This window comes from Microtetraspora sp. AC03309, from assembly GCF_020826795.1.
Classification (GTDB): domain Bacteria; phylum Actinomycetota; class Actinomycetes; order Streptosporangiales; family Streptosporangiaceae; genus Microtetraspora; species Microtetraspora glauca.
In genome coordinates, this window is sequence record NZ_JADDIL010000004.1 from 22,499 (window position 1) to 43,105 (window position 20,607).

Annotated in this window: 22 protein-coding genes; 6 read left to right on the forward strand and 16 right to left on the reverse strand. The window is 69.3% G+C overall.

The features are described from left to right. Nucleotides 1-21: 21 nt before the first annotated feature. Nucleotides 22-1,140, reverse strand: coding sequence for an ABC transporter substrate-binding protein (locus IMZ11_RS03165; RefSeq protein ID WP_228637394.1), 1,119 nt, complete (start codon nt 1,138-1,140; stop codon nt 22-24). A gap of 260 nt (nt 1,141-1,400) precedes the next feature. Here IMZ11_RS03165 and IMZ11_RS03170 point away from each other — a divergent pair, with 260 nt between their 5' ends. Further along, nucleotides 1,401-2,138, forward strand: coding sequence for a GntR family transcriptional regulator (locus IMZ11_RS03170; protein WP_061253612.1), 738 nt, complete (start codon nt 1,401-1,403; stop codon nt 2,136-2,138). A 16-nt stretch (nt 2,139-2,154) separates the two neighbouring features. On the opposite strand, the gene glpK is transcribed toward IMZ11_RS03170, so the two are convergent. Both glpK and IMZ11_RS03180 read right to left on the reverse strand, forming a co-directional pair. After that, nucleotides 2,155-3,672, reverse strand: coding sequence for a glycerol kinase GlpK (gene glpK / locus IMZ11_RS03175; RefSeq protein WP_228637395.1), 1,518 nt, complete (start codon nt 3,670-3,672; stop codon nt 2,155-2,157). 3 nt (nt 3,673-3,675) lie between these two features. After that, nucleotides 3,676-4,494, reverse strand: coding sequence for an MIP/aquaporin family protein (locus tag IMZ11_RS03180; protein WP_228637396.1), 819 nt, complete (start codon nt 4,492-4,494; stop codon nt 3,676-3,678). 148 nt (nt 4,495-4,642) lie between these two features. Between IMZ11_RS03180 and macS the strand changes: the two genes are divergently transcribed. Then, a complete protein-coding gene (gene macS, locus IMZ11_RS03185) occupies nt 4,643-5,890 on the forward strand; it encodes a MacS family sensor histidine kinase (protein ID WP_228637397.1) in 1,248 nt (415 codons plus the stop codon). Then, nucleotides 5,802-6,431 (forward strand): response regulator transcription factor, encoded by a 630-nt coding sequence (locus IMZ11_RS03190; protein ID WP_061253609.1) that lies wholly within the window; start codon nt 5,802-5,804, stop codon nt 6,429-6,431. Before macS ends, IMZ11_RS03190 begins: the two co-directional genes overlap by 89 nt. A gap of 31 nt (nt 6,432-6,462) precedes the next feature. Here the strand turns inward: IMZ11_RS03190 and IMZ11_RS03195 are convergent, their stop codons facing one another. Then, nucleotides 6,463-6,756, reverse strand: a complete 294-nt coding sequence (locus tag IMZ11_RS03195; RefSeq protein WP_228637398.1) for a YiaA/YiaB family inner membrane protein — start codon at nt 6,754-6,756, stop codon at nt 6,463-6,465. Between the two features lie 122 nt (nt 6,757-6,878). Here IMZ11_RS03195 and IMZ11_RS03200 point away from each other — a divergent pair, with 122 nt between their 5' ends. Next, nucleotides 6,879-8,507, forward strand: coding sequence for an ABC-F family ATP-binding cassette domain-containing protein (locus IMZ11_RS03200; RefSeq protein WP_228637399.1), 1,629 nt, complete (start codon nt 6,879-6,881; stop codon nt 8,505-8,507). On the opposite strand, the gene IMZ11_RS03205 is transcribed toward IMZ11_RS03200, so the two are convergent. From IMZ11_RS03205 to IMZ11_RS03220, 4 genes are all read right to left on the reverse strand, one after another. Further along, entirely contained in the window at nt 8,494-8,949 is a 456-nt protein-coding gene (locus tag IMZ11_RS03205; RefSeq protein WP_228637400.1) for a roadblock/LC7 domain-containing protein, read from the reverse strand. The genes IMZ11_RS03200 and IMZ11_RS03205 overlap by 14 nt on opposite strands. Before the next feature lie 61 nt (nt 8,950-9,010). Next, a complete protein-coding gene (locus IMZ11_RS03210; RefSeq protein WP_228637401.1) occupies nt 9,011-9,718 on the reverse strand; it encodes a hypothetical protein in 708 nt (235 codons plus the stop codon). 25 nt (nt 9,719-9,743) lie between these two features. Then, nucleotides 9,744-10,124 (reverse strand): hypothetical protein, encoded by a 381-nt coding sequence (locus tag IMZ11_RS03215; protein ID WP_228637402.1) that lies wholly within the window; start codon nt 10,122-10,124, stop codon nt 9,744-9,746. Nucleotides 10,125-10,270: 146 nt separating this feature from the next. Further along, complete coding sequence (locus IMZ11_RS03220; RefSeq protein ID WP_228637403.1) at nt 10,271-11,320, reverse strand: hypothetical protein; 1,050 nt, start codon at nt 11,318-11,320, stop codon at nt 10,271-10,273. 293 nt (nt 11,321-11,613) lie between these two features. Between IMZ11_RS03220 and IMZ11_RS03225 the strand changes: the two genes are divergently transcribed. Further along, complete coding sequence (locus IMZ11_RS03225) at nt 11,614-12,027, forward strand: hypothetical protein (protein ID WP_061253602.1); 414 nt, start codon at nt 11,614-11,616, stop codon at nt 12,025-12,027. Between the two features lie 245 nt (nt 12,028-12,272). On the opposite strand, the gene IMZ11_RS03230 is transcribed toward IMZ11_RS03225, so the two are convergent. The 8 genes from IMZ11_RS03230 to IMZ11_RS03265 all read right to left on the reverse strand — a co-directional run bounded on the left by IMZ11_RS03230 (nt 12,273) and on the right by IMZ11_RS03265 (nt 19,920). Then, complete coding sequence (locus IMZ11_RS03230) at nt 12,273-12,896, reverse strand: PadR family transcriptional regulator (RefSeq protein ID WP_228637404.1); 624 nt, start codon at nt 12,894-12,896, stop codon at nt 12,273-12,275. Between the two features lie 99 nt (nt 12,897-12,995). Then, on the reverse strand, nt 12,996-13,865 hold the full coding sequence (locus IMZ11_RS03235) for an alpha/beta fold hydrolase (RefSeq protein WP_228637405.1): 870 nt from the start codon (nt 13,863-13,865) through the stop codon (nt 12,996-12,998). Nucleotides 13,866-13,946: 81 nt separating this feature from the next. Further along, nucleotides 13,947-14,903 (reverse strand): sugar ABC transporter substrate-binding protein, encoded by a 957-nt coding sequence (locus IMZ11_RS03240; protein WP_228637406.1) that lies wholly within the window; start codon nt 14,901-14,903, stop codon nt 13,947-13,949. A 65-nt stretch (nt 14,904-14,968) separates the two neighbouring features. After that, the gene (locus tag IMZ11_RS03245; protein ID WP_228637407.1) at nt 14,969-15,994 is read right to left on the reverse strand and encodes an ABC transporter permease; all 1,026 of its coding nucleotides are present in this window, start codon (nt 15,992-15,994) and stop codon (nt 14,969-14,971) included. Continuing rightward, nucleotides 15,991-17,577 carry a sugar ABC transporter ATP-binding protein gene (locus IMZ11_RS03250; RefSeq protein ID WP_228637408.1) on the reverse strand — a complete coding sequence of 529 codons (1,587 nt, stop codon included), beginning with the start codon at nt 17,575-17,577 and terminating at the stop codon, nt 15,991-15,993. Before IMZ11_RS03250 ends, IMZ11_RS03245 begins: the two co-directional genes overlap by 4 nt. Nucleotides 17,578-17,605: 28 nt before the next feature. Then, nucleotides 17,606-18,592 (reverse strand): hypothetical protein, encoded by a 987-nt coding sequence (locus tag IMZ11_RS03255; protein ID WP_228637409.1) that lies wholly within the window; start codon nt 18,590-18,592, stop codon nt 17,606-17,608. 15 nt (nt 18,593-18,607) lie between these two features. Then, nucleotides 18,608-19,138, reverse strand: a complete 531-nt coding sequence (locus tag IMZ11_RS03260; protein ID WP_228637410.1) for a cupin domain-containing protein — start codon at nt 19,136-19,138, stop codon at nt 18,608-18,610. A 32-nt stretch (nt 19,139-19,170) separates the two neighbouring features. After that, nucleotides 19,171-19,920, reverse strand: coding sequence for an SDR family NAD(P)-dependent oxidoreductase (locus IMZ11_RS03265; protein ID WP_228637411.1), 750 nt, complete (start codon nt 19,918-19,920; stop codon nt 19,171-19,173). 368 nt (nt 19,921-20,288) lie between these two features. Between IMZ11_RS03265 and IMZ11_RS03270 the strand changes: the two genes are divergently transcribed. Continuing rightward, on the forward strand, nt 20,289-20,501 hold the full coding sequence (locus IMZ11_RS03270) for an amino acid--tRNA ligase-related protein (protein WP_228637412.1): 213 nt from the start codon (nt 20,289-20,291) through the stop codon (nt 20,499-20,501). The last annotated feature ends 106 nt before the right edge of the window (nt 20,502-20,607 follow it).

Below are 20,607 nucleotides of genomic sequence, written 5' to 3' on the forward strand. Positions count from 1 at the left end.
CTTCCTGTGCGTCGGCTCCGGTCAGCCCGCGGCCGTCGGGATCGGCGGCCGCACCGGCTCGCCGCCGCTCTTCACGGCCTCGACCTGCTGGCGGAACAGCTCGCGGGTCCACGGCCAGGCGGCGTACTCGTCGGGCTTGAGCGCGCCCGCCCACGCGTCGCGGTCCTTCTGCTCCACGAGGACGATCGGGAAGGTCATCTGCTTGGGCACGTCCTTGCCGTCGAGCAGGTCCAGGGCCTCCCACAGAGCGGCGACCGACTGGCCCGGGTCGGACATGACCGCCACGGAGCCGTTGTCGATCTTGTTGTCCTTCCAGTAGTTCAGCGCGCGGCCGTTCGTCTCGAACGTCACCGCGGGCACCGGCTTGCCGGCGGTCGTGAACGCCTGCGCGACGCCGTAACCGTCACCGCAGCCGATGACGCCGTCGACCTTCGCCACGCTGGACAGCACGCCGAGCACGGCCTTCTGCGCGGTGGCGCCGTCGCACATGCCGGTCACCGTCGCCGCGGTCTTCACGCCGGGGTAGTCGCCGAGGATCTTCTTGGTGGTGTCGAACATCTCGGCCTCGGGCTGCGAGCCGACGACGCCGCGGCTGACGATCACGTTGCCCTTGCCGCCGATGCCCTCCAGAAGCGGCTTCGCGGCGTAGGTGGCCCAGTCGACGAAGCTGTTCTGCAGCACGTGCGCGCACGGGGCGTCGATCGCGGAGTCGAACACGACGACCTTGACGCCGGCGTTGCACGCCTGCTGGATGACCGGCTTGAGCGCGGTCGGCGAGGACGGGTCGATGAGCAGGGCGTCCGGCTTCTGCAGCAGCAGGCTCTTGATCTGCGCGACCTGCTCGGTGGCCGAGTTCTCGCCGGGCGCGTTCACGACCTTGTACTTGCTGATCAGGCCGTCTTTCTGCGCCTGCGTCGCGGCGGCCTCGAACTTGGCGATCATCGTCTGCCGCCAGCCGTTGCCGATGAAGCCGTTGCTGAGCGCGATGAACGGCTTGTCGCCGCCACCGGCGGCGGCACTCGGCTTGTCGTCGGCCGCGGTGTCGCCGGAGGAGTTACACCCCGTGGCCAGGACCGCGAGAGCGGCGATCGTCGCCGCGGAGGCCGCGCGCCAGGGCCGGCGTGTGGGACGGATACGCATCGTGTCTCCAGAGAGAGCAGGTCCGCCGGAGCGGTGGAAGTCGAAGCCGCGGGAACGCATCACTCGCAAGAGGCGGGATGTCATTACAGGCCTGTAGTGACAAGCAAACTAAGCCGACGTTACGTGCCTGTCAAGAGCAGGTTCCGCGACAGGACGAATCGGACGAGGAAGGATAATCTTCACGAGATGGCGTCCACCTGTTACGACAGGTCGCCCGGTCATGGCATGCTTCCAGAAGCCGCCGAGAAGGGACCCTGACGATGACCTATCCGCGCCTCAACAGAGACGGGGCGGAACCGCTGTGGATGCAGCTCATGCGGGCCCTACGCGCGGAGATCGAGAGCGGCGAGCTGGGCCCGGACCAACCGCTGCCGTCCGAGGCCGAGCTGAGCGACATGTTCAGCGTGTCCCGCACCGTCGTCAGGGAGGCCCTGCGCGAGCTCGTCCAGCAGCGTCTGATCTACAAGATCAAAGGACGCGGCGCCTTCGTCGCCCCGCGCAAGACCGAGCTGCGGTTCGTCGGATCGATGTCCGGCTCCGCCGACGACCTGCGGGAGTCGGGGCGGCGGGTGACGACCCAGACCATCCACCAGGCCCTGGGCGAGGCGGACGAGCGGGAGGCGGCCCTCCTCCGGATCCCGCTCGGCGAGCAGGTCGTCCGGCTGCGCCGGCTCCGCTGCGTCGACGGCCAGCCGTGGCTGCTCGTCGACACCGCGCTGCCCGCGCGGCTGGTCCCCGGCCTGGAGCGCGCCGTCCTCGAGAACCAGTCCCTGTACGACGTGCTGCGGCGGCGGTACGGCATCGAGCCCGCGGCCGCGGACCGGTGGATCGAGGCCGTCTTCCCCGATCCCGACGACGCGGCGCTGCTGGAGGTCTCCACCTCGACGCCGCTGCTCGGCATCGAGTCGGTCGCGTGGCTGGACGACAACACCCGGTTCGAGGCGTACTACGCGCTCCACCGCAGCGACCAGACCCGGTTCTACGTCGGCATCCGATGAGGGGCGGTCGGCGGGGTCACTCCACCTCCACCCAGCCGAGCGCCCGCTCGACGGCCTTCCTCCACCCGGCGTAGCCCTCCGCGCGCTGCTCGTCCGTCCAGGTCGGCAGCCAGCGGCGGGCCTCGTTCCAGTTCTTCCTGAGGTCCTCGGTCGAGCGCCAGAAGCCCACGGCCAGCCCCGCGGCGTACGCGGCGCCGAGGGCGGTGGTCTCGGCCACGACCGGCTTGGACACGGGCACGCCGAGGATGTCCGCCTGGAGCTGCATGCACAGGTTGTTGGCCGTCACTCCCCCGTCCACCCGCAGCACGTCGAGGGTCACCCCCGAGTCGCGCTGCATCGCCTCGACGATGTCGCGCGTCTGGTAGCAGATCGCCTCCAGCGCGGCGCGCGCGATGTGCGCGTTCGTGTTGTATCGGGACAGGCCGACGATCACGCCGCGCGCGTCCGACCGCCAGTACGGCGCGAACAGGCCGGAGAAGGCGGGCACGAAGTAGACGCCCCCGTTGTCGTCCACCTGACGGGCCAGCGCCTCGCTCTGCGCCGCGCCCGAGATGATGCCGAGCTGGTCGCGCAGCCACTGGACGGCGGAGCCGGTGACCGCGATCGAGCCCTCCAGCGCGTACACCGGCGGCTCGGCGCCGAACCGGTAGCCGACCGTGGTGAGCAGGCCGTGCTCGGACCGCACCGGCTCCCCACCCGTGTTGAGCAGCAGGAAGTTGCCGGTGCCGTAGGTGTTCTTGGCCTCGCCGGGGTCGAAGCAGACCTGGCCCACGGTCGCCGCCTGCTGGTCGCCGAGGTCGCCGGAGAGGGGCACCTCTCCCCCGAGCGGCCCCCTGCGCCGGGTCATGCCGTACGCGTCGGGGTTGGACGACGGGAGGATGCGCGGCAGCATCTCGCGTGGGACGCCGAAGAACGACAGGAGCTCCTCGTCCCAGTCCAGCGTCTCCAGGTCCATCAGCATCGTCCGGCTGGCGTTCGTGGGATCGGTCACGTGCACGCCGCCGTCGGTCCCTCCGGTGAGGTTCCACAGCAGCCATGTGTCGGTGTTGCCGAAGATCGCCTCACCGGACCGGGCGTCCTCGCGCACGCCGTCGACGTTGTCCAGGATCCACTGGATCTTGGCGCCGGAGAAGTACGTCGCCGGAGGCAGCCCGGCCCGGCGCCGGATGACGTCGCCCCTGCCGTCGCGGTTCAATGCCGCCGCGATGCGGTCGGTCCGGGTGTCCTGCCACACGATCGCGTTGTAGTACGGCCGGCCGTTGCGCCGGTTCCAGACCAGGGTCGTCTCGCGCTGGTTGGTGATCCCGAGCGCGGCGAGGTCGGAGGCGGACAGCCGCGCGTCGCGCATCGCCGTCTCGATCACCGCGCGGGTGCGCTCCCAGATCTCGGTCGGGTTGTGCTCGACCCATCCGGCCCGCGGCAGGATCTGCTGATGCTCCAGCTGGTGCCGGGCGATCTCGTTACCGCCGTGATCGAAGATCATGAACCGGGTGCTCGTGGTGCCCTGGTCGACCGCTCCTACGAAGTCGGACATGGATCAACCCCCCTCGTTCTCGGTGGGGACGCGACCGATCTCGGGCTCGGCGATCGGCAGAAAGCGGGCGATCATGGCCTGGTAGAGACCGGCGCCCACCACGCCGCCGATGAGCGGGGCCACGATCGGCACCCAGAAGTAGAGATCTCCGTGCTGGTCCCGCCAGGCCGACGCGTACCCCGTGAGGAACGAGGCGAGGCGCGGCCCGAAGTCACGCGCGGGATTGACGGCGTAGCCCGCGTCCGCGCCCCACGCCATGCCGATGCCCACCACGATCAGCCCGATGACGACCGGGGAGAGGTTCGCCCGCGGCGCGGTGTTGAGCTCGTCGATCACCGCGAAGATCAGGAACACCAGGATCGCCGTACCGATCACCTGGTCGCGGAACGCGCCCCACAGGTGTATGGGCAGGGACCCGTTGCCCGGCAGGGTCGAGAACACGAACTGCGTCTTGAACGTGTGGCCGGGATCGACCATGGTCAGGACCTCGTCGTAGTTCCACCGGACGAGCAGCGCGGCCACGAACGCGCCCAGGGTCTGCGCGAGCATGTACGGCAGCACCTTGCCCCACGAGAAGCCCTTGAAGACCGCCAGTGCGAGCGTGACGGCGGGATTGATGTGCGCGCCGCTGGTCCGCGCCGCCGTGTAGACGCCCAGGGTGACGCCGAGTCCCCACGCCCAGGAGATGCTGTCGTGGTTCCCGAGTCCGGCGGCGACGACCTGCGCGACGACGCCCACACCGAACAGGATCAGGATCAGCGTGCCCGCGAACTCCGCCACCAGTTCGGCGACCACCCTGGGGGTCTTCGCGTGTCCGGCCACGTGTTCCCCCCAGTCGAGGCGGCCCCGGGGCCCTGTTCCTTCTACGATCTCCGCGTACGGGTCCCGAGACACGGGGCGATACTCCAAGAATCAGTCCATATGACATAAAGTCGGCGATCTGGCCGCGCGGTGACGATCGTGGTGATCCATGGGCATAGAGGGGTCGTTCTGGCGGGCCATCGCGGTGTACCGCGTCGCCTCGCTGGCGTACGCGGCGCTGCTGCTCGCGACCGCGGGCGGCTACCGACGGCCGCTCCTCGGGTGGCTCGTCCTCGGGGTGATGGCCCTGTGGACCGCGGGCGCGACGTTCGCGTACTCGGTCGCCCGCGGCCGGACCCTGCTGCTGATCGACCTGCTCGTCACCATGGGATGCCTGCTCGCCTCGCCGTACGTGCAGGGGCCTGAGGCGGGTCCCGGCGGGGTCATGCCGGTCACCGCGACGTGGGTCGGCGGCCCGGTGCTCGCCTGGGCCGTGCACGGGGGCCGCCGCGCGGGCATCGCGGCCGCGATCGTGATGTCGGCCGCGGACCTGTGGGTACGCGGCCTGCGCGGATTCGACCTCCTCGTCCCCCTCAACGGGTCCGTGCTGCTGATCCTGGCCGGGGCCGTGGTCGGCCACGTCGCCCGGCTCACCAAACGGGCCGAGGAGCGGCTCCAGCGGGCGGCGGAGATGGAGGCGGCGGGACGGGAGCGGGAACGGCTCGCCCGCGGCATCCACGACTCCGTCCTCCAGGTGCTCGCCCTGGTCCAGCGACGCGGTCTGGAGATCGGCGGGGAGGCCGCCGAACTGGGACGGCTCGCCGGGGAGCAGGAGGCGGCGCTGCGCGAGATGATCCGGGCCGAGCCGTCCGGCACCGCACGCGCGGGGCTCTCCGACCTGGGGGCGCTGCTGCGCCGGTTCGGCTCCGCCGCGGTGACCGTGTCCACGCCCGCGACCCCGCTGCTCCTTCCCGCCGGGCACGCCGAGGATGTGGCGGCGGCGGTCGGCGCGGCGCTGGACAACGTACGGCGGCACTGCGGCGAGGGCGCCAGGGCCTGGGTGCTCGCGGAGGAGGACGACGGCTCCGTGACCGTGACCGTCCGCGACGACGGCCCCGGCATCCCCGACGGCCGCCTCGCCGAGGCGGAGGCCGACGGCAGGCTCGGGGTCGCCCGGTCGATCCGCGGCCGGGTCGCGGGGCTCGGCGGCACGGTCGCCGTCACCTCCGTCCCCGGCCAGGGCACCGAGGTCGAGCTGACCGTACCCGCGCCCTCCCCGCTCCCCGGCGGGCCGCCTTACAGTTACGGTCGTGAACGCTCTCCGGGTGATGGTGGTGGACGACCATCCGATGTGGCGCGACGCCATCGCCCGGGATCTCGCCGAGGCGGGATACGACGTGGTGGCGACCACGGGTGAAGGCCGCCAGGCGCTCCGCGTGGCGGCGGCCGTCCGTCCCGACGTGGTGGTCCTCGACCTGCGGCTGCCCGACCTGCCCGGGGTCGAGGTGGCGCGCGGGCTGGCCGCCTCCGGGCATCCGCCCCAGGTCCTCGTGCTGTCCGCGAGCGGCGAGCAGGAGGACGTCCTGGAGGCGGTGAAGGCGGGCGCCTCGGGCTACCTCGTCAAGTCGGCGAGCCGGGAGGAGTTCCTCGACGCCGTACGGCGTACCTCCGAGGGCGATCCCGTTTTCACGCCCGGTCTGGCGGGGCTCGTGCTCGGCGAGTACCGCCGGCTCTCCGCGCAGGCACCCCCGGACGACGGCCCGCGGCTGACCGACCGCGAGACCGAGGTGCTGCGCCTGGTCGCCAAGGGGCTCTCGTACAAGCAGATCGCCGAGCGGCTGGTGCTCTCCCACCGCACCGTGCAGAACCACGTGCAGAACACGCTGAGCAAACTGCGGCTGCACAACCGCGTCGAGCTGGTCCGTTACGCGATCGAGCGCGGACTCGACGAGGGATAGCGCCCGCTCGGCGAGCGATCGGGTCCGGACGTCAGGCGCCTTCCACCTTGTACGGGTCGTGCTCGGAGAGGAGCTTCTCCAGACGCGCCTGGTCGACGCGGTTCGACATGCTGTCGAACTCCTGCCGGTCGCGCAGGCACTTGGCGAGCCCGAAGGCCGACGTCACCGTGTACATGACCCCGACCGCGAGGAACGCGCGCACCCAGGAGTTGACCGGCAGGTACGCGATGCCGACCGCGACGCTGGTGAGAGCGAGCCCGAACGAGATGACGCACTGGGCGAAGTAGGCGGCGGTCATCGCGGGCTGTATGGGTTTGGGCTTCATGCTTCGATCGTCCGCCCTTGTCCGGCCGGCGCGCCTGAGTACGGATACCCGAGTCGCGGTGAGTACTTCGCGAGACTGTCACCGAGCCGGGTCGATATCCCGGCCGATAACCTTGGATCCTGATGAGCGCCACTCTTGTTGTGAAGGAACTCGCCGCCGGACACGGTGACCGGGTCCTGTTCACGGATCTCGATCTCGTTGTCGCACCCGGAGACGTCGTCGGACTGGTCGGGGTGAACGGCGCGGGCAAGTCGACCCTGCTGCGCATGCTGGCCGGGCTCGACGCCCCCGAGCACGGCTCGGTACGGCTCAGCCCGCCCACCGCCAACGTCGGGCACCTGCCGCAGGAACCCGAACGGCGACCCGGCGAGACGGTCGCCGCGTTCCTCGCCCGCCGGACCGGCGTCGCCGCCGCGCAGCACGCCCTCGACGTGGCCACCGAGGCCCTGGTCGGCGGCGACCCCGGCGACGCGTACGCCGACGCCTTGGAGCGGTGGCTCGCACTGGGCGGCGCGGACCTGGAGGAGCGCGCGTCGGAGGTGGCCGCCGACCTCGGGCTCGCGGTCGACCTGAAACAGGAGATGACGTCCCTGTCCGGCGGCCAGGCGGCCCGTGCGGGGCTGGCGTCGCTGCTGCTCAGCCGCTACGACGTCTTCCTGCTCGACGAACCCACCAACGACCTCGACCTCGACGGCCTCGACCGGCTCGAACGCTTCGTGACCGGCCTGCGCGCCGGGACCGTCGTGGTCAGCCACGACCGCGAGTTCCTCGCCCGTACGGTGAACAGGGTCGTCGAGCTCGACCTCGCCCAGCAGCGGGTCCGCGCGTACGGCGGCGGCTATGACGCCTACCTGGACGAACGCGAGGTCGCCCGGAGGCACGCCCGCGAGCAGTACGACGAGTACGCCGAGACCAGGGCGTCGCTGGAGGCCCGCGCCCGGACCCAGCGCGCCTGGATGGAGAAGGGCGTCAAGAACGCCCGCCGCAAAGCCTCGGACAACGACAAGGTCGGACGGAACTTCCGCACCGAGGCGACCGAGAAGCAGGCCGCGAAGGCCCGGCAGACCGAGAAGCTGATCGAGCGGCTGGAGGTCGTCGACGAGCCGCGCAAGGAGTGGGAACTGCGGATGGAGATCGCCGCCGCGCCTCGCTCCGGAGCCGTGGTGGCGACGTTGCGCGGAGCGGTGCTGCGGCGCGGCGGATTCACGCTCGGTCCGGTCGACCTGCAGATCGACTGGGCGGAACGCGTCGCGATCACCGGTGCGAACGGCTCGGGCAAGACCACCCTGCTCGGCGTGCTGCTGGGCCGGCTGGCCCTCGACGAGGGCGCGGCCGCGCTCGGGCCCGGCGTGGTCGTCGGCGAGGTCGACCAGGCCCGCGCCCTGTTCGAGGGAGACGAGACGCTGCTCGACGCGTTCGGCGCGCTCATCGACCTGCCACCGGCCGACGTCCGCACGCTGCTCGCCAAGTTCGGCCTGCGCGCCGACCACGTGCTGCGGTCGGCGGCCACCCTGTCCCCCGGCGAGCGCACCAGGGCGGCGCTCGCCCTCCTTCAGGCGCGCGGGGTCAACCTGCTCGTCCTCGACGAGCCCACCAACCACCTCGACCTGCCCGCGATCGAACAACTGGAGTCGGCGCTCTCCTCGTACGGGGGAACCCTGCTGCTGGTCACCCACGACCGACGCATGCTGGAGGCGGTCCACACCACCCGCCGCCTCCACGTCACCGCCGGACGCGTCACGGAGAGCTGAGTCCGTCGGCCGCGGCGTCCGGCCGCATGCTGCCCTGCCAGCCCCACTCGAACTGCGCCAGGTGGCTCGTTATCCGCTTGATCAGGTCGCGGATCTGGTAGTGCAGCATCCCGATGTTGAGGTCGTCGGTCCCGATGACCGCCAGGACGGCGTCGTCGCCCACCGCGAACACCGCCAGGTAACCGTCGCTGCCGCGGGCCACCGCCTCGCGGAACCGCCCGCGGCCCGTCGCCTGCGTGGCCTGACGGGCCAGGCCGAGGGTCGCCGCGATGAGGGCGGCGATCCTGGTCGGCTCCAGCTCGGGAATGTCGCAGCTGATCAGGAACCCGTCGCTCGCGGCGACCATGCTGCCGTGCACGCCGCCCATCTGCGTTCTGAGGTCACGGAGTTCGGCGTGGACCCGCTGGTCGGGGGGCAGCCCTTCGATGCCCGGCGCCGTCATCCGTCGCCTCCGGCGGATCCCGGTCCACCCTCGCGAATCTCTCGGTTCATCGCACCCCCGTTCATTGGGTCACCGCCCGGAGAAAGGACATGGTGTCATGCCGCCGGCCGGACGGCGCGTCCGATGCTCGGGGCGTCTCGGAGGCCGGAAGACCGGCCACCGACAGGAGCCGCAGGGAGATCAGCCGGAAGACCTCGACGGTCGTGCCGAAGACGCTGTGGTCGAGCTCCCACGCGAGGTCGCGCGGCGTGGAGCCGCCGCCCATCCGGATGAGCAGGGCCCACTGGAGCGCGGACACCTGCAGGCCGGGTGCTTCGATGCGCGGGTTTCGCACGACGGTCGTGTCGGCGGTGACGGACCCGGACAGCTGCTTCACGATCTCCTGCCGCCGGGTCACCTCGGCGTGCAGCGCGGCGAAGGACATGCCGCTCGACCTGTCACCCGGCGGGCTTTCGAGCTCCTTGAACCGGTGGCGGGGTGAATGCCGGGAGCCGCCCGACAGCAGTTCGAGCGCGGCGTCGACGGTCGCCTCCCTGACCGCGAAGGTCCACGCGAGCGAGCGTGCCGCATCGGCCTCGCCCGGGTGTCCCCCCGGCCGCACCAGCCACTTGGACGGTTCGGGCGTGCGCTTCGACTCCGCGTAGAGGACGTCGCCCTCGCTGAGGTAGAAGGCCCCGCCCACCGCGCCCGACACGCGCAGTACACCGGTCTGCCCGGACTCGGCGAGCTTGCCCAGCCGAACGATCAGCGGATCCCTGTTGAAGTACACGGCGGTTCCCGTCCTGGCTCAGTGGTCATGCCCGCTGCAGGCGATCCGGCAGACCCGAATCGGGGCGGCCGACGAAACTCATGTCGAAGTCGCGAAGCTCCCGGTGTGCCATCGCCAGGTTCGCTTCCGCGCGGTCCAGAACCACGAGCAGCAGGAACTGCAGCCTCGGGGCCGGGCTGAACTGCCGGATCAGGTGGTAGTGACCGCTCAACGTGATGATCGCGTCTTCGAGTCCGCCGTTCGCCGCCAGCTCTCCGGCCATGAGGGAGATCACGTTGGCCACGTCGGCGGCGCCCGCCGCCGCCACCTGCGGGCTCAGATCCTCCCGGTCCTGGACGTGGCCGAGGACCATTCCGGTCGAGGCGTCGATCAAACACCCGAGGACGAAGCCGTCGATCTGTCTCACCTGAGAGAGCAGAGCTTCGAAAGGAGACTCGGGCATAAAGGGGTCCTTTCCACCAACAGCGAAAGCAGATTCTAGGGGACGTACGCGTCGTCACCCGGCGGGTCGCGCCCCACGGCGAAGGTCGGGCGGGACGGTATCCGATCGTGCTACTCCAGCCGCCTGAGTCCTTCCAGCACGCGCTCCAGGATGTCGGGGCGCGGCGGCGCGAACGGTGTCCTCCCGGCTTCCGCCAGCCCGCGTGGGATGCCGACAGAACCGGCGCTGACGTGCGCCCGATCCCACGTCGTCGCTCCCGGACTGCGGCGCGGCATCAGCCGTACCGCGTCGCCCGCGGGCTCGGGGACCCTGGGCAGCTCCGCCGTGTCGTCCTCCGTCTCCGTCTCGTCGACCGCCCATTCGGGGCCCAGCCAGGTGACACCGCCGCCGGAACCGCGCGCCACCCGGACGTCGTCGCGCTGCGGGCGGTCCACCTCCTCCGGCGCCGGCAACGTGCACAGGCCCGCCCTGATCAGCCCGTCCACACTCTCGACGGTGTCGTACAGGGCGAAGCCGTTTCGCCAGGCCAGTTCCCGGAGGGTGACGACGCCGTCGATCCGGCAGGCGATCGTCCACTGCTCGCGTTTGACGATCCCCAGAGGGCGGCGCAGGTCGGACACCTTCGGACGACCGTCGAACGAGACGTCGTGCGCGGCCAGCAGCGTGACCCGGCGCGCGACCTCCGACCGCACGAACTCCGCTTCGAGCCTGAGCATCGCCCCGGCCCAGGAACGCTCCAGAGGTACGAACAGGACGCCGGTGACGGACGGTCCATCCGCCACCGGGGCCGTCATCGCCGTGATCGCGTCCAGGACGACCGAGCGCAGAACCGCCAGCATGTCGCCTTCGTCGATCAGGCCCTGTTCGACGAGAAGTGCGTCGAACCCGCCCGCCCGCCGCCCCTCGGCGCGCAGCGTGTTCCATTGCTCGGTCGACACCCGGCGGGATCCGATCAGCCTGGCGGCGAGGTCCGGAACCCCGGCCGCTTCGGCGAAGGTGACGTATCCCCCGTCCAGGTAGATGGTGCCGCCGGGATCTCCGTCGATCTTCAGGGCTCCCGAGGCGCCGGTGCGCGTCAGGGCGTAGAGCTCGTCAGTGATCCGCGCTTCGCCGTCCCCGTCCGCGTTCGTGAGCCCGGCTCCGTCTTCCTCCGGGAACATGTGACTATCAGCTCCCGTTCAGAATCGAGCCACCGTGGCTTTCGGCCACCCAATCCACACCATTCGGCTATAGTGCAGCGTAGCGTCGTTGCGGTAATGGCCGCCAGTGGGGTTTACGACACAGGGATTCAGAACGAATCAGTGTCCGTTTTGTCCCATAACGCACTTTTTTGCGTGCAGAGTCAAATTTGCCTGACTGATACCGATCAGGGAAGACTCGTCGCATATATGCCTCGGGCATTCCCCATGTGCCGTCCCGACCGGGTGGGCACGCTCAGCGCAGAAAGCTCCTGATGAATCTCACGCAAATCGTTAACAATGCCTTGAAGGCGTTCCGTCACGACGTCCCCGACTACATCGGCTCCGGCATCGTCGACATCTCGACAGGAATGCTGCTGGCGGTGGACACCGTCGACAACCACCCCCGCGAGATCCTCGACGTCGTCGCGGCGGCCACCACCGACCTGTTCCAGGGCCGGACCGTGGTGCAGGTCGAGGAACTGTGGAAGCAGAACCGCGGCACGTCCGACAACCGCCACTACTTCAACGAGATCCTGGTCAACAGCGAGAACCTGGTCCACCTCTTCATGCGGAGCAAGACCAACCCCGACATCGTGGCGGTCGTGATCTGCTCGCGCCAGGTGAACGTCGGGATGCTCTTCGTCCAGGCTCGCCAGGTGATGCGACAGCTGGAGACTCCCCGCTGACCTGATCCCCGGTGCCGTCTCTCCCCACGTCTCCCCGCGCCCGACCTCGTCGAGGTCCCTGCCGACCAAGATCGACGATCAGCCCAAGCTGGCCTCCCGGGCGCGGGCGATGGCCCTCCACTCGCGACCGACGTTATCGCGCGCAGTACGCCGACCACCAAGTACTGGCCGAGGGCGGGCGGGCGCAGGCCGTGGATCAGACGTCGCACGTCGGTGAGGACACCGGCCGGGCCTCGGACCGGTGTCTATTCCCCGACTCCGGACGGGAAAGGAGACAGCCCGTGGCGCACCTCGAACGCGTCGAGCCATCGCAGACAGTCCTCGGCCCACGCGATCTCGTTCTCGGCTCGGCGGAGGTCGCCCCGGTAAGCCATCTCACGCAAGGCGATCACGAGTTCCTGGTGGGCCTTGTCCGGAGCGTTGGCGGCCCGTCGCTCTATTCTCGGGTGCCGGCGGCTGGAGACTTCGTGGAGGAAACGCGACAGGCTGTCGCGGCGTTCCCGGTAATGCTGCCGATGAGTCTCGAAGTGCGTGCGCAGGGCGGTGAGATTGCCGTGGTCTCCGAAGACGAGCCGTAGGCGTTCCCCATCCCTGTTGGGCGGATAGGTCGGAGGTGCCTCGGTCCACTCCCGGATGGCCTCCCGCCCGGCGGGAGTGATCTCATAAGTGTGCTTCTCGGATTTGGCCCCCACCCGCTCGCTGGTCGAGCTGATCAGACCGCGTGCCTCCATGTCTTTCAGCCGCGGGTAGATCTGGCTGTGGGGGGCGGTCCAGAACCATCCGAGTCCCTGGTCGAGCTGGCGGGCGATGTCATAGCCGGTCCCGGGACCGGTGGCCAGCCAGCCGAGAATGGCGTGTTCCAGCGACATGGAATGAGGAGAACCTTTCTCAGTGAGCCGATGCGCCATTTTGGCGTGGTCGTGTGAGGCTGGCCAGAAAGATCTCTGGACAAGCACCAGCCTGCGTTGTCATCTCTCAGATAGCACGCCGTGAGCTTCCAGGTACTGGCTTACCACTGTGTTGAAGTCGGCCGCGCGCTCGACCTGGGACCAGTGGCCGCAGCGGTTGAACAGGTGCGCGTCCGCGGTCGGGATGGTGTCCAGTAGTTCGTATGTCCTGGAGACCGGGATGACCACGTCCTGCATGCCGTGGATCAGGAGGACGGGGATCTCCAGGCGGGAGAGTGCGTCGAAGTCCAGGGGGAGCGCGTCACGGTCCCGGTCGCGTGCCGTGATGACCTCGCGCAGGCGGTCGGAGGCGGAGTCGTTGAGCGCGGCACGGTAACGCAGGATCACCAGTTCGTCGGTGATGAGGTTCTTGTCGACGACGAACTGTTCCAGGGTGCGGCGGATGCCGGCCTCGGACAGCTCGGGCCTGGCATGGCCGCTGAGGGCCTGGGTGAGCTTTGCTCCGCCGGTGCCCATGGAGACCACGCCGAGCAGCCGCTCGGGGTGGTCTATCGCGAATTGGAAGGCGACCCATCCGCCGATGGAGTTGCCGACGAGCCAGGTCTTCTCGATGCCGAGCGCGTCGAGTACGCGTAGGGTGTGCTCTACCCATTCCCGGATGCCGTACTTGGTCCCGGGCGCGACGACCGTCTGGCCGTAGCCGATCGAGTCGATCGCGATGCAGCGCGCTCGTCTGGAGAATTCGGGCAGGTTCAGCCACCAGTTGGCGGCAGCGGTCACTCCGGTGCCGGAACCGTGGAGGAAGAGGACGGGTGTTCCCGAGCCGAGCTCGTGGTAGTGCGTGAGTTCCCCGTCGGCGGTGTGCAGCCACCTGTCTCCGAGGCCGAAGAAAGCATCGGTGCTGTAGGCGGGGATTTCGATGGACATCATGGTTCCTCCTGTTGGCTGATCCACGGGGTACGGCCGGCTCGTCGGCCGGACCCCGTGTCACGGCCGGTCAGCCGTACGGTGTCACTGCAGGTCTGTGTCGCCGAGGTCCGTCACGGTCTTCGTGGTCACGAACAGGTCAGGTGTCTTGACGTGGTGCTCGCTCGGCTTGGTGCCTTCGATCCACGCGAGGGCCGTGTCCAGTGCGGTCTTGCCCCATGTCTGCGGGCGCTGGGTGAGCGTCAGGTCGATGGCACCGGTCTTCAGGGCGCCGAGCACCTCGGCGGGGGTGTTCCAGCAGGCCACGAACATCTTGTCGGGTCCGATTCCCAGCGACTCCATCGCCTGCACGGCGCCCAGGCCGACCTGGTCGTTGGAGGCCAGGACGGCGTCGATCTCCTTGTTGCTCACCAGTGCGGCCGAGGCGATGTCGACCGTCGACGCCTTGGAGAGGTCCGCGATGACCTGCTCGTCGACGACCTTGACCCCTGGGGCCTTGTCGAGCGCGGTCTTCCAACCCGCCTTCTGGAGCTGGACGAAAGCGGACTGGGGCGGGCCGGTCAGAAGGAGGATGTCGCCCTTACCGCCGATGGACTCGATGAGCTTGCTCATGGTCTGCTCGGCTTCAAGTTGGAGGTCCGGTCCGATGTAGGCCGCTTCGACCTGCTGCTCGTTGACGCGGTTGCCCACCGAGAAGACAGGGATGCCCGCCGTCTGGGCCTCGCGGTATGCCGGGACCAGTGCCGCGGTGTCCGCGGGCGAGGCGATGATCGCGTCCACCCCGCGCGTGATGAGGTTGTTGATCTGGTCGGTCTGGGTGGCGGCGTTGTTCTCCGCGTCGGAGAACAGGAGCTTGACGTTCTTCTCCTTCGCCTTGGCCTCCATGCCTTCGCGGATACCGACATAGACGGGCAGGGTCTCGTTGTAGAAGCTGACGCCAATGGTGATCTTGTCGTCGGCGCTGGATCCGTTGCAGGCGCTGAGTGCCAGGATCGCGGTGCAGCCGACTGCCAGCAGCTTCAGGGATCGGTGAAGAGGCATGGTCGCTCCGAAGGTGGGGTGGGTGGCGCGGATCGCCGGTCAGACGGGAGGTTCGATGGCGTGGTTCAGGTGCGTCGGAAGACGGCGAAGGCGGCGGCCAGGACGAAGACGACGCCGACGGCGACCTGCTGGAGGGCGTACTCGACGCCGAGGATGGACAGGCCGTTCTGGACGATGGCGATGAGCAGGACGCCGAAGACGGTGAGTCCCATCGTGCCGACACCGCCGGAGATCTTGGTGCCTCCGATGATGACCGCCGCCGTCGCGAAGAGGGTCATGGTGGTGCCCGCGCCGGGCTGGCTGGCCAGGACGCGCGAGGTCATGAGCACCCCGCCCAGGCCGCCGCACAGTCCGGCGATCGTCAGGCACCAGAACCGGACGCGGTCGGGGTAGATGCCCACGTTGTAAGCGGCGGTGCGGTTGCCGCCGGTGGCGAACACCCGGGCGCCGAACGAGGTTCGGTGCAGTGCCAGGGCACCGACCGCGGTCACCGCGACGGCCCACCAGACGAGGGAGGGCAGCCCGAGGATGCGCGTGGTGGTGAGGGACTGGAAGCTCGCCGGCAGGCCGCTGACGGCGAGGCCCTTGGTCATCCACAGCGCGAGGCCGGTCGCCACGACCCCGGTGCCCATGGTGGAGATGAAGGCCGGCACCTTCGCGTAGGCGGTGAGCAATCCGTTGAGCGCGCCGATCGCGACACCGGTCCCGATCCCCAGGAAGATCCCGAACAGCACGCTGCCGGACACCGTGGTCATCGCGTAGCTGGCGACCACACCGGACAGCGCCACGTTGGAGCCGATCGAGAGGTCGAGATCACCGCCGATGATGACGAAGGTCAGCCCGACGGCGATGATCGCGAGCACCGAGCCCTGGACAAGCAATTGCTGAATGTTGCGGCCGCTGAAGAAGACGTCGGACGCCAGGCTGAGGCCCACCACCAGCACGACCAGCACGAGTGGAAGAACCAGGGTTTGGGCGGAGAGCCGCTCGCGCCAGGCCGCCAACGATCCGTGCGTTCCCGCGCTGCCGCGCGATTCCGGGGAGGAGGCGGGAGTCGGCGCCCCGGCCAGGGAGGATACGGGGGTGTTCATCTTCGGTCTCCGATCATCGAGGTCGTTTCGGGGCTCTTCGCACCGGTGACCCCGGTCATGGCCGCCGTCAGGTCGTCGATGGAGGGGGTTCCGTCGCTGCGGTCGAACTCGTGCGACACTTCGCCGTTGTGGACGGCGAGGATCCTGTGACTGAGGGCTCGGGCCTCGGGAAGGTCGGTGGTGGCCATCAGCACCGCGCCGCCTTCACCGGCGAAGGCGTGCAGGTTCTCGTGGATCTGCGCCCGCGCGGAGACGTCCACTCCCTGGGTCGGCTCGTTGAGGACGAGCACCTTGGTGCCTCCCATCAGCCAACGGGCGATGACGACCTTCTGCTGGTTTCCGCCCGAGAGCGTCGAGATCGGCGCGTCCAGGGAGGCGCACTTGATGTCATACGCCGAACGCGCGGCCTCGGCGGCTTCGGCGATCCGCCTGCGGCGCATCCAGCCGCAGGTGCTGAACCGGTCCAGGGCAGGAAGGACCAGATTCTCCGCGACGGACCTTTCCGGCTGCACCGCTTCGGCGCGGTCACCCGGCACGTATCCGATACCGAGACGCTGGGCGACGCGCGGGCTGGAGAGCCGGACCGGTCGCCCGTCGAGCACGATCGTTCCCTCGGCGAGGGAGCCGCAGCCCGCGATCGCTCCGACGAGCCGCTCGATGCCCGAACCGGTCAAACCCACGCACGAGACGATCTCGCCCGAGCGGAGTGAGAGTTCGAACGGGGCGGCGCCGTGCCGGAGCCGGCCGCTCTTGACCGCGAGCCGTACCCGCTCCGCGGGCTCCTCGTCCGGCCCGTCCAGCTCGGCCACGTCGGTACCGGCGACGAGACGGATCAGCGCGGGTCCGGTCATCTCCGTACGGTCCAGCGTGCCGACGTTGGCGCCGTCGCGAAGCCCGACGACCCGGTCGGCCGTCTCGAGCACCTCGGCCAGCCGATGGGAGATGAGCACGATTCCGGTTCCCGAGCCGACGAGGTTCTCCACGAGGTCGAAAAGACGCCTGCTCTCGCGCGGCTCCAGGGCGGCGGTGGGCTCGTCGAGCAGCAGGTACCGCGGCTCCGTGGTCAGAGCGCGGAGGATTTCGACGATCTTGCGGCCCGGCGCGTCGAGTGAGGAGGCGGGCCGTCGCATGTCGAGATCGGTGCCGAACCGGCGGCCGAGGGCCTCCGCCCGGTCGTGCAGGGCACGGACGTCGAGGAGCCCACGGCGTCGCGGCAGATGTCCCGCATAGACGTTCCAGGCGATCGACTGATCAGCGAAGAGCTGGGTGTGCTGGTGGACCACGGCGACGCCCGCGTCCCGGGCGTGCTTCGGCGCGGTGAAGGCCGTCTCGACACCGTCGATGCGGATCGCGCCGCCGTCAGGGCGCACCGCGCCGGTGAGTACCTTCACCAGCGTGCTCTTTCCGGCCCCGTTGCCTCCCAGCAAGGCGACGACCTCGCCGGGCGCGACGTCGAAGTCGACCTCTTTCAGAACCTGGGTACCGCCGTAGCTCTTGGTGATGCCGCGCGCACAGAGCCCCGTTCCGCCCTGCCGTGCGCCGGTCTCCGGTGCGGGGGGCACACCAGGATCTTGGTTGACCATGACTACTCCTGTGCGTGTCCGCGATCCGTCATCGGGGACGTCGTGCGTCGAGGGCACAGGCCGTCGCTTCCGCGGAGCCGGAAGCGGGGTCATGGCCGGCCGAGACGCCCATGCCGGTGATCCATTCGGGTACGGCCTCGTAGGAGGTGTACTCCAGCGGTCCGCCCCAGGCCGCGGTGGCCGCCGCCCACGTCCTGATCTCGTGAGCCCCCGGGCCGCCGAGACCCTCCACGTCCTCCGCGTCGAGCCTGCTCAAGATCTTCGCGTCCGCCTTCATACGGGCGAGCAGGTCCAGATCCCAGTCGGCGTTCACGTCGCCCGTCGCATCGCTCGCCGCGATCTGCTTGAGCTTCTCGCGACGGGCCGGTTCGAGCTCGGTGACCCGGTCCCGGCCGCGGATGAGGAAGTCACGCCATTCGTCGGTGATCGCGGGATCGAGCGCCGAGGTGGAGTTGGGCCAGTGGGAGAGACCGCCTGATCCGACCACCAGGACCCGGGCGTCGGCGGCGAAGTCCCGGATCGCGGCGCCAACGGCCGCTCCGAAGTCCCAGGCGCGGGAGAAAGCCGGGAGCGGAGGGCATCCGGAGTTGACGACGATGGGGAGGAGAGGGACGTCGAGGCCGGGGAAGAGCTTGCCGTACACCTGGGTGACGCCGTGGTCGACGCGCAGATCGAGGGAGATCGCCGGATCGAAACCGCGGTTGGTGACGCCCTCGAACACCTGGCGTGCGAGGCTGTCGGCGACCGGCAGGTCACCGCTCGGTGTGTCGTAGTCGCCGACGCCCTGCACGCGCTCCACACCGATCGTGAAGGGGGGCATCAGGTCGTAGAAGATGCCACGTGCGTGATCAGGACCGAAGATGACGACGGCATCCGGGCTGAGCTCCGCCGCGAGGCGGCGCAGTCCGTCCACCGCCGCGGTGAAGCGACCGCCGGGCGCGCCCGGGGCCAGAGGCGGCGCGATGTTCCAGAAAGGAGAGTGCGAAAGGTTGATGCAGCCGATGACGCTGGCCATGAGAGCTTCCTGCCTCTACTGAGCGGTGCCGCCGATGAGAACGAACGCGACGAGGCTGGGCTCGCCGCCGCGGTTGGACCAGGCGTGCCGGGTCCCGCGCTGGATGAGGACGTCACCGGACTTCATCAACCGCTCACTGTCGTCGAGGACGGCCCAGATCTCACCGCTGAGAACGAGCGCGTAGTCCAGGGATGGAGTCGCGTGGATCTGGTCGGCAGGCGCGTCCTCTCGTTCCTGCCAGTGGGAATCCGGGGGGAACTCCACGATGCGGAACACCGATCCGCCCAGCGGCGGCGACAGCGGGACGTCGCCGGACAGGCCGTCGTCCACAGGACCGGAGTTGTCGACCGGGACCGTGTCATGGCTCCAGAGATTGGTGACCACGAAGGTCGGGGTGTTCGCCACGACCTGCAGGTGAGCGGCTTGGCCGTCCTCGACGAAGACCGAGCGGCCGTCCTGGCCGATACCGGTGACGAGCCGGCGGAACCGCCGGACGGACTCCGCCGGAGCGACGCCGGACGAGTCCAGGGTGATGTTGTCGTGCATCAGGTTCTCCTCTGGGGGGGTGGGAGGTGGATCTACGGGACGAGGGATAGGCCGCCGTCCACGACGACGACCTGACCCGTGACATAACGCGACGAGACGAGCCCGAACACGGCGTCGGCCACGTCACCGGGTGTGCCGGTCCGGGCCAGCGGGGCGGTCTTCACCACGGTGGAGCGGAGCGCGTCCCAGCCATCGGTCCACGGGGTGTCGATCAGGCCCGGTGCGACGGCGTTGATGCGGATCTCAGGACCCAGAACACCGCCCAGCAGCTTGCACATGTGATGGACCGCCGCCTTGCTGACGGCGTACGGGATGCTGCTACCGCCCACGTCGACGCCGGCCAGGGCACCGACGATGGTGATGGATCCATCGCCGCTCCGGCGCAGAGCGGGCTCGACCGCCTGGACGACCCGCCAGGGGACGCGCAGGTTCATGAGGAGGATGCGCTCCCACACCTCATCGGTCACGGAGGGGAGATCCGGGTGCGGGATGCGCACAGTCGCCCCCGCGGAGTAGACGACCGCGTCGAGGCGCCCCCAAGCCTCCAGCACCGCCTCCACCACCGAACCGGGCGCCCCGGCCTGGGAGAGATCGGTCTGGAGGTACAAGCCGCCCACGACCTCCTTCATCAGGCCCTCGACCTCGGACCGCGGACGCGAGCCCACGACGGCCACCCGGTGGCCCGCCTCAGCGAAGCGGCGGGCGGTCTCCGCGCCGATGCCGGACGACCCTCCGAAGACGATCGCTACCGGCGCTGGGGCCGGCCTCTTGTTCTGGATCACCGTGTCCTACTCCTGATCTCAGGTTCGTCGTCGAAGCGGCGTCGCCGGGTACGCGGCGCCTGCTGTTCATACATACATGTAAGTATTTACATAAGGCGCTGGGCTCGCGTCGAAGGCTCGTCTCATAACCTGCGGACTGAGCGGATGACCGTCATCCCGCCCTTGGGATACCCCTGCTTCCGGGGTTGCGAGTTGCCCTCACGTGCACGCATCACCTGGTCGCATCGGAGTGGCGATCCGCGTGGAGAGGAAGCCCTCGGTGACGTATCTCATCTGCCACCGACCTTCCTTTCGCGCTGCACGATGGCGTAGATCGATGGTAGGCAAGGCATCGATAATATGTAAATAGTTACATACAAGATCTTTGGTTGGGAGCGGGAGGAACGTCTCGACGAGCGCGATGGCGGCCCGAGCGTCGGGCTCGGCCAGGACACGGCTATCTCTCCGCCTTCCGGCACGGTATGCCCCCGCACGGCGGCTTCGCCCTCGGCCTGGAACGGTGGACCACCCGACTGACCGGGGCCGACGACGTCCGCCGCGCCACCCTGTTCCCCCGCGACCTTCACCGTCCGACCCCGTAGAACGGGGTCTGAGCGGTCACCGAACGGAGAAAGCAGAGATACCCGAAAGCGCATCAGACGGCCTTTATGGGAATCATTTCCTACGCCTTCAACAGTCAGCACGGCC

What these genes read in the sequence shown, in the direction of transcription:
- IMZ11_RS03165 (WP_228637394.1), bottom strand. Translation starts at nt 1,140, where the DNA reads ATGCGTATCCGTCCCACACGCCGGCCCTGGCGCGCGGCCTCCGCGGCG.
- IMZ11_RS03170 (WP_061253612.1), top strand. Translation starts at nt 1,401, where the DNA reads ATGACCTATCCGCGCCTCAACAGAGACGGGGCGGAACCGCTGTGGATG.
- glpK (WP_228637395.1), bottom strand. Translation starts at nt 3,672, where the DNA reads ATGTCCGACTTCGTAGGAGCGGTCGACCAGGGCACCACGAGCACCCGG.
- macS (WP_228637397.1), top strand. Translation starts at nt 4,643, where the DNA reads ATGGGCATAGAGGGGTCGTTCTGGCGGGCCATCGCGGTGTACCGCGTC.
- IMZ11_RS03190 (WP_061253609.1), top strand. Translation starts at nt 5,802, where the DNA reads ATGGTGGTGGACGACCATCCGATGTGGCGCGACGCCATCGCCCGGGAT.
- IMZ11_RS03195 (WP_228637398.1), bottom strand. Translation starts at nt 6,756, where the DNA reads ATGAAGCCCAAACCCATACAGCCCGCGATGACCGCCGCCTACTTCGCC.
- IMZ11_RS03200 (WP_228637399.1), top strand. Translation starts at nt 6,879, where the DNA reads ATGAGCGCCACTCTTGTTGTGAAGGAACTCGCCGCCGGACACGGTGAC.
- IMZ11_RS03205 (WP_228637400.1), bottom strand. Translation starts at nt 8,949, where the DNA reads ATGACGGCGCCGGGCATCGAAGGGCTGCCCCCCGACCAGCGGGTCCAC.
- IMZ11_RS03220 (WP_228637403.1), bottom strand. Translation starts at nt 11,320, where the DNA reads ATGTTCCCGGAGGAAGACGGAGCCGGGCTCACGAACGCGGACGGGGAC.
- IMZ11_RS03225 (WP_061253602.1), top strand. Translation starts at nt 11,614, where the DNA reads ATGAATCTCACGCAAATCGTTAACAATGCCTTGAAGGCGTTCCGTCAC.
- IMZ11_RS03230 (WP_228637404.1), bottom strand. Translation starts at nt 12,896, where the DNA reads ATGTCGCTGGAACACGCCATTCTCGGCTGGCTGGCCACCGGTCCCGGG.
- IMZ11_RS03235 (WP_228637405.1), bottom strand. Translation starts at nt 13,865, where the DNA reads ATGATGTCCATCGAAATCCCCGCCTACAGCACCGATGCTTTCTTCGGC.
- IMZ11_RS03240 (WP_228637406.1), bottom strand. Translation starts at nt 14,903, where the DNA reads ATGCCTCTTCACCGATCCCTGAAGCTGCTGGCAGTCGGCTGCACCGCG.
- IMZ11_RS03245 (WP_228637407.1), bottom strand. Translation starts at nt 15,994, where the DNA reads ATGAACACCCCCGTATCCTCCCTGGCCGGGGCGCCGACTCCCGCCTCC.
- IMZ11_RS03250 (WP_228637408.1), bottom strand. Translation starts at nt 17,577, where the DNA reads ATGGTCAACCAAGATCCTGGTGTGCCCCCCGCACCGGAGACCGGCGCA.
- IMZ11_RS03255 (WP_228637409.1), bottom strand. Translation starts at nt 18,592, where the DNA reads ATGGCCAGCGTCATCGGCTGCATCAACCTTTCGCACTCTCCTTTCTGG.
- IMZ11_RS03260 (WP_228637410.1), bottom strand. Translation starts at nt 19,138, where the DNA reads ATGCACGACAACATCACCCTGGACTCGTCCGGCGTCGCTCCGGCGGAG.